This is a genomic window from Clostridium sp., assembly GCF_036643715.1.
GTDB lineage: Bacteria > Bacillota > Clostridia > Clostridiales > Clostridiaceae > Clostridium.
On the sequence record NZ_JAVXRL010000078.1, the window covers coordinates 1 to 8,180 of the forward strand.

At 29.6% G+C, this 8,180-nt stretch carries 2 protein-coding genes; both read left to right on the forward strand.

Features of this window, described 5'->3' with window-relative positions:
* Positions 1 to 484: 484 nt before the first annotated feature.
* On the forward strand, positions 485 to 5,938 hold the full coding sequence (locus tag RSF37_RS14360; protein ID WP_332565072.1) for a glycosyl hydrolase family 95 catalytic domain-containing protein: 5,454 nt from the start codon (positions 485 to 487) through the stop codon (positions 5,936 to 5,938).
* Between the two features lie 185 nt (positions 5,939 to 6,123).
* Positions 6,124 to 7,779: a hydroxylamine reductase gene (gene hcp, locus RSF37_RS14365; RefSeq protein WP_332565073.1), complete on the forward strand. Its 1,656-nt coding sequence runs from the start codon at positions 6,124 to 6,126 to the stop codon at positions 7,777 to 7,779.
* Positions 7,780 to 8,180 lie beyond the last annotated feature (401 nt).

Genomic DNA, 8,180 nt, shown 5'->3' on the forward strand with positions numbered 1-8,180 from the left:
ATGCAGGAGAGACTTGTTGGTCTACTATCAGTAGAGATGAAATGAGAAAACTACCAGATCAGCCACACTATTTAAATACTGGAGAAGAAAATGGATAAGATTGGGTAGTTGGTGAATCAGATGTATCTATAAGACAAGGCTGGTATTACCATGAAAGTCAAAATAATAATGTTAAATCATTAGAAAAATTAATGGATATATATCAACAACCGGAGCTACATCAAAGATTAAGTTTAAAAGATGGAAAAGAATTTGCTAAGATACTGGCTAGGAATTAGTAAATAGTTATTGATGGGTTGAAAAAAACACAAATTATGGATTCGAGGTATGTGCTAAGTATTCGAATGGAGAATTATCAAAATCTAAATCTAAATCTATTAATGTAAGAACAAAAAAATAATTAGAAGAAATATAAAAGATAATTTCTGAATTTGTATAGAAATTACCTTAAATTATTTATTATGAAGGGAACGGTGAGTATAACATGAATAAAAAGAGTAAAAGAACAATAAAATCATTGTGTTGTAGCATATTATGTACAATCATAATTTCTGAAATGCCTGTTTATGCATTAGCGAATAATACAAGTATAGAAACTACTTCTAGCAACGTAAATAATAAGAGATTGTGGTACACTGAGCCAGCTCCTATTGAAGGAGACAGCAGAGTGTTAGAAAGTAAGTTATTACCACTTGGAAATGGAACTATTGGAGGAGGTATTTTTGGAGGAGTTGAAAAAGAAAGAATTCACTTCAATGATAAGACTCTTTGGACAGGTGGCCCAGATAAGCCAGATGGAACAATGAATAATGGAACTCCATATCAAGGGGGAAATAAATTAGGAGAATTTAGTCAAGAAGCATATGACAATATAGTGAATAGATTTGATTCAGAGGGGGAGTTAGTAGCCACAGGTAATAATACTGGAGTAAGTAATGCGTTATTTTCAAATCGTAGTAATCTTGGGTCATGGCAAGATTTTGGAGATATTTACATTGATTTTAGCGGAATTGGATCTACAGCAAATAATGTTCGTAACTATGAAAGAGATTTAGATTTAAATGATGCAACGGCAGGAGTAGAGTATGACTTTAAAGGAACAACTTATAAAAGGGAGTATTTTTTAAGTTATCCAGATAATGTATTGGTTGCTCGTTTTACTAAAGACGGTTCAGAGAAGTTAAACTTTAATGTAGAGCTCCAAAAATCATTTGCTTTATCATCATCAGATGCAAATGTTTCAGTTGATGATGAGGATAATATGATCAGATTAATAGGAACATTAAATGGAAATAAAATGAATTACACATCATCATTAAAAGTTATTGCAAAAGGGGATGGCAATAAAGTAGAGGAAAAAAATAATAAACTACAAGTTAATAATGCTGATGAGGTAATTTTAATTTTATCAACAGGTACGGATTATAAGAATGAATATCCAGGTTATCGCACTGGAGAAACTTCTAAGGATGTAACAAGTAGAGTAGATCAAGTAGTTGATGAAGCTTGTAAAAAAGGATATGATAAATTAAAAGAAAGTCATACAGAAGATTATAAGTCGCTTTTTGATAGAGTTGAGCTAGATTTAAATGAAAGCTTACCTAATATTCCAACTAATGAGATACTGCAAAATTATCGTAATGGTAATTATAATAAAGCGCTAGAAGCTTTAGTATTCCAATACGGAAGATATTTAACTATTGCATCTTCTAGAGAAGGATCTCTACCAAGTAATTTAGCAGGTTTGTGGTCGATAGGGTCACCATTATGGGCAGGTGATTATCATTTTAACGTAAATGTTCAGATGAATTATTGGCCAGCATTTTCAACAAACTTAGCTGAGTGTGGGAAAGTATTTTCAGAGTATATGAATTCATTAGTAATACCAGGTAGAAAGTCGGCTGAGATGAGTATAGGAGCTAAGACAGAGGATTTTGAAAATACAGCTATAGGTGAAGGTAATGGGTTTATGGTACACACTGCAAATAATATTTTTGGACAAACATCACCTAATGGTGAAGAATATTATGGATGGAATCCTAATGGTGGAACATGGGCGTTACAAAATGCTTTTGATTATTATGAGTTCACACAAGATAAAGATTATTTAGAGTCAACTCTTTATCCTATGGTAAAAGAAGTAGCTAATATGTGGATAAACCAATTAGTAGAAAGTAAATCACAGACAATTGACGGAACTGATGTTAGTAGATTGATTGTTGTACCATCTAGTTCAGCAGAGCAAGGACCAATGACTGTTGGATCAACCTATGATCAATCTTTAGTTTGGGAAATATTTGATAAGGCAATAGTCGCGGCAAATATATTGGATACGGATAAAGAATATGTTGTTAAGTGGCAAGATGCTCAAGCTAAATTAGATCCAATTAATATTGGAGAAGATGGTCAAATAAAAGAATGGTACCAAGAAACTACAATAGGTAAATATTTAAATGGGGGCAAATCATCTGCAATACCTGCATTTAATCGTGATTATGATGGTGAATCACATCGCCATATTTCAAACTTAGTTGGTCTATTCCCAGGAACATTAATAAACAAAGATAATGAGAAAGAGATTGAAGCAGCAAAGATAAGTTTGCTAGATAAGGGGTTTAAAGCAACTGGATGGTCTAAAGGACATAAAATTAATCTATGGGCAAGAACTTTAGATGGAGAAAATGCTTATAAAACTGTTCAATCAATGTTATCAACTAATTATGCGGGTATAATGGATAACTTATTTGGTTCACATGGATTTGGGAAGGATCATGAAGATGCTCCTGCATTTCAAGTAGAGGGTAACTTTGGATATACATCAGGTATAGCGGAAATGCTTCTTCAAAGTCAACTAGGGTATATTCAATTTTTACCAGCTATTCCTAGCGAATGGAGTGATGGAAGAGTTTCAGGGTTAGTAGCCAGAGGGAACTTTATTATTTCAGAAGAATGGCAAAATAGATTTGCAACAGAATTTACTGTTCAATATGATGGAGAAGAGGCAAATAGTGAATTTACTGGTGAATATGAAAATATAAAAAATGCAAAAGTATATGAAGATGGAAAAGAAATTAATGTTTTAAAAGATGAAAGCAATGATAGAATAACATTTACAGTAAACAAAGGTAAAGTTTATAAAATTGATTTATCAAATGTTAATTCCGAGAAAATAATAGAAAATGCAGAAAGTGTATTAGGAGAAATTCATGAAGACTTATCAAAATTAAAAGAAGAATTAAAAGTATTGATTGAAGCTGCAAAAGCGGATTTAAATGCAGGGGTTATTAAAGAGTTAAACGCATGTATGCAAAAAACTAATATAGTTAACAATATGTATCCTAAAATAATTGAATGTGATGAGACTGTTTATTTGATTAGTGCTGATAAAAAGTTAAGCCAATCTCAGATAGACCAATATTACGTAGATATAAATGAAATAAAGAGAAGAGCAATAGAAAACAATTCAAATATTGGTGTATATATTGATGATAAGAGTAGTATTCAAACTATATTATCTAAATTTAATACACAATTAATTAAAAATAATATTTCGTTTAGTAAAGATTCAGGAGGAGTTGATATTAACAACCCAAGTGTTTCATTATCTAAACAAGAAAATGAATATATTATACGATATACTACAGATGGTACTGATCCAGTTAAGACATCACAAGAGTATGCAGAAGCTATTCAATTATCAATAGAAAATGATAATGTTATTAGGGCAGCATTATTTAAAGGTGATCAAAGAGTAAGTGATATTTTCACAAGAAAGTACACAAATAAAAAAACTAATATTAAATCTGCAGTAAGTGATAATTATTATAATAACATTGATGAATATTCATCAGAAAAAGTAATTGATTCAGATTTATTTACACGTTGGGCTACTAATAATAATACAAATAGTGTAGATATAGAACTAAAATTTGATAAAGAGGAAGTTGTAAGTTCACTAAAGTTCATACAGTTTGTGTCTAATAATAATTGGACAGATACTTATAAAATTAAGGCATTAGAAAATGGAGAATATGTAACTATTTTAGAAGGAAGTAAGTTAGGAGATATAGATCAAAAAGATAGTGATACTATGGCTCCAGGTTCAGGATATTATTCAACTAAATTTGTTGAGTTTACACCTGTTAAGACAAATTCTATTATTATTTCTATGACAAGGTGCAATAATCCATCGTACTTTAGTATTGATGCGTATAACCTATCAACTGTTGATGTTGATGAAATAGGTAATGCTAAGGAGTTAAATAGTGTTATTGAAAAAGCTTCTGTAATTGATAAAGATGATCCGTTATATAAAGACGCAGAGGATGTAATGAAAAAAGGGTTTGATTTTTCATTAGAAAATGCTAAATCTGTAACTGAATCTAAACAATCGGTAATGGATTCAAGAGCTTTATATTTAACAAGATATTTTAATCGTTTAGGATTTGGAGAAGCTGATAAAAATGAATTGATTTCAGTTATTGCTGAGTCTGAAGAAAAAATAACTTTAACTGAATATACTAAGGATAGTGTATATAACTTAAATAAATTATTAGCTAAAGCAAAAGAATTAGTTAGTAGTATAGATGCAAAACAACCTGATATAGAAAAAATGATTGTACAGTTACGTGAAAGTATGGATTTATTAGAAGAAAGTTTAATATTAGAAAAACTTCCTCTTGGAAAAGGACAACAAGAGGGGAACTGGGATGTAGTATCAGGTGGTGAAAATTCAGGTAATTACTATTCAACAACTAAAGGTAGTAAATTGACATATGAATTTACTGGAAATGGTGTAGAAATATTAGGGGTTAAGTATTCTGATCATGGAAAGGGTAAGTTTACACTGAAAAAAGATGGAGTAGTTGAAAAAGAAGAGACTATAGATTGTTATTCAACAGAACGTGAGTGGAATAGAAAATTAATTAGTTGGAATGATTTGGAGATAGGTAATTATATATTGGAAATAGAACATGTTGGTAAGAATGAATCTGCGTCTAATCAATATGTTGAAATTAAAGAAATAGTTACAACTAATTATAAAGAAGAATTAGCTGTTGATAAATCAGAATTAGGGAATCTTATTGAGTTATGCGTTGATTTAAAAGAAGAGGATTTTACAAAAGAAAGTTTTAATAATTTTAAAGTAGTTCTTGAAAAAGCAAATGATATTATGGCTTCAGATGATACTTGTAATGCAGAAGTAAAAGACTTAATTAGAAACTTAAAAGATGCAAAAGATAGTTTGGTTCTAAATGAAGTTGATACTACTGAATTAAGAGAGAGATTAGAGATAGCTAAATCTATATCAAACAATGGATATACAGCAGAAAGTTTTGAAGAATTACAAAGAGTTATTGCAGATGTGGAAGCTTTCTTAAATGGAGAGATGACTACTTCAGATGCTAAAGCTAAACTATTCAAATTAAATAATGCAATAAATAATCTAAAAGCTGACAAAATAGAATTAATAGAGTTATATGAAAAAAATGCAAATCGTGATCAAGGAAAGTATACTGACTCTACATGGAATATATTTGTTAAAGCTTTAGAGAACGCAAAAAAAATTATTGATAAAGTTGATGCTACCCCTGATGAAGTAATAAAAGCGAAAGAGTATATAAACTCTGCAATTGATGGATTAGAAGAAATACCAGATGAAACTATAGTTGTTTCAAAAATAGATAATTTAACTTCATCAGAAGTAACTAATAGTACAGTTAAGTTAACATGGGATGCGCCAAGTAGCATAGTTGGATTAACTGAGTATGTAGTATATAAAGATGGAAAAGAACTTGCTAAGATACCATCTGCGAATGCGGAAATAGTTATTGATGGGTTAAGAAAAAATATAAATTATGGGTTCAAGGTATGTGCTAAGTATTCAAATGGAGAAATATCAAAACCTAAATCTATTAATGTAAGAACAAAGAAATAATTACTAGAATTATAAAGTATATAAAAGGTGGCTTATATGTTTGACATAGAAACCACCTTTTTCTATGGGCAATTATTATTTATAGTAGAAATTAAGGATTATTTCTAAATTTAATTAAAAGAATATAATGTAAGTTCGTAGGGTATACAATAGTTATATGAAAAAATTAAGGAGTGATTATAATTATGAAAAATCCGATGTTTTGCTATCAATGTGAACAAACAGCAGGGGGAAAGGGTTGTACAAAGCTAGGGGTATGTGGAAAGACTCCGGAAGTTGCTGGTCTTCAAGATTTGATTATTTATCAGTTAAAAGGTATTAGTTGTTATGCGAAAACATTAATTGATAAAGGTGAAATTATAGATAAGAAGATTGTTGAGTTTGTTGAAAATTCTTTATTTACGACTTTAACTAATGTAAATTTTGATGCATCTATTCATGTAGAGCTTTTAAAGGAGTCTCAAAAAATTAAAGAAGAAATAAGTAAAAAGGTTGAAAATATAGAAAACTATCCAGTTCAAGCTACATATAAGTTAAGTAATACAAGAGAAGAAATGTTACAAGATGCAAAAAAAGCAGGGATTATGTATGATCAAGAAGTTGATGCTGATATACGTTCATTAAGACAGACAATAGTTTATGGATTAAAAGGTGTTGCCGCTTATGGTCATCAAGCAAGAGTTATAAAGTATAATAGTGAGCAAGTAGACCAATTCTATTTTATAGGACTTGAAGCAACTACTAATGATAATCTTACATTAGAAGAATTAATTAGAATGACAATGAGAACTGGTGAAATTAGTGTAGAAGTAATGAGATTACTAGATGAAGGGAACACTACGATTTATAAAAATCCAACTCCTCATATGGTAAATGTAAATGTTAGAAAAGGGCCATTTATTATAGTTTCAGGTCATGATTTAAAAGATTTAGAAATGCTTTTAGAACAAACAGAAGGAAAAGGGATAAATATATATACTCATGGAGAAATGATACCAGCACATGGATATCCAGAACTTAAAAAATATAAACATCTTGTGGGGAATTTTGGTGGAGCTTGGCAAGATCAACAAACAGAGTTTGATAATATTCCAGGATGTATATTAATGACTACAAATTGTCTTATGAAGCCAAGACCAAGTTATAAAGATAGAATATTTACAACAAGTGTTGTTGGTTGGGATGCTATAAAATATATTTCAAAGGATAATGATGAATATAAAGATTTCAGTGAAATTATAAATAAGGCTTTGGAACTTGGTGGATTTGAAAAAGATGAAGAAAAGCATGAAATATTAGTAGGTTTTGGACATAAGGCTACACTTTCCTATGCAAATGAAATAGTTACAGCAGTTAAAGAAGGAAAAATAAAGCACTTTTTCTTAATTGGTGGATGCGATGGAGCTAGACCAGGTAGAGACTATTATACAGAGTTTGCAAAGATGGTACCTCAAGATTGTATTATATTAACTTTAGCTTGTGGTAAATATAGATTTAATAAATTAAATTTTGGAGAAGTTGCAGGGGTACCAAGATTACTAGATATAGGACAATGCAATGATGCATATTCAGCTGTAAAAATAGCTACAGCTTTGGCAGATGCATTTGATACAGATGTAAATGGATTACCATTATCGATTATATTGTCATGGTATGAACAAAAAGCAGTAGCAGATCTTTTAGCATTATTATCATTAGGCATAAAAGACATATTCTTAGGCCCAACATTACCAGCCTTTATATCACCTAATATATTACAATATTTAGTAGATACTTTCGATATTAAACCAATAAGCAATGCCGAAGATGATTTAAAAACTTGTTTAAGACAATTAACTTAATTAATTTTTAAATTGGTGGAATTTAATTGTAAATGATATAATAGATATATAAAGAGATATTTAACTATTCAAATATTTAAAGAGTAGTCTTAATTATTTGTTTGATAATATCTAATAAGTATAATCTAACAAAAAAGAGAAATCTAATTTGAAAGAAAACTATGATAATGAGCAATTAAAAATTGAAACTAGTATTAGGAAATAATAAAGGCAGAAATATAAATATTATATGCTTTAATTAGTATTTATAATATTTTATGGTTAGTATGTTTTAATTATGGATTTAATAAAGTGACAATTTAAAATGGAGTTCAAATCTAGCTTTCTAGTATGTAGAAAGCTAGATTTTTCTAATTAAGGATTAGTAAGAGTAAAGGTGGAGAAAAACATGAGAAAAATAG

Bases quoted from the DNA above. Each gene is read 5' to 3' on its own strand.
- hcp (WP_332565073.1), top strand. From the start codon at position 6,124: ATGAAAAATCCGATGTTTTGCTATCAATGTGAACAAACAGCAGGGGGA.
- RSF37_RS14360 (WP_332565072.1), top strand. From the start codon at position 485: ATGAATAAAAAGAGTAAAAGAACAATAAAATCATTGTGTTGTAGCATA.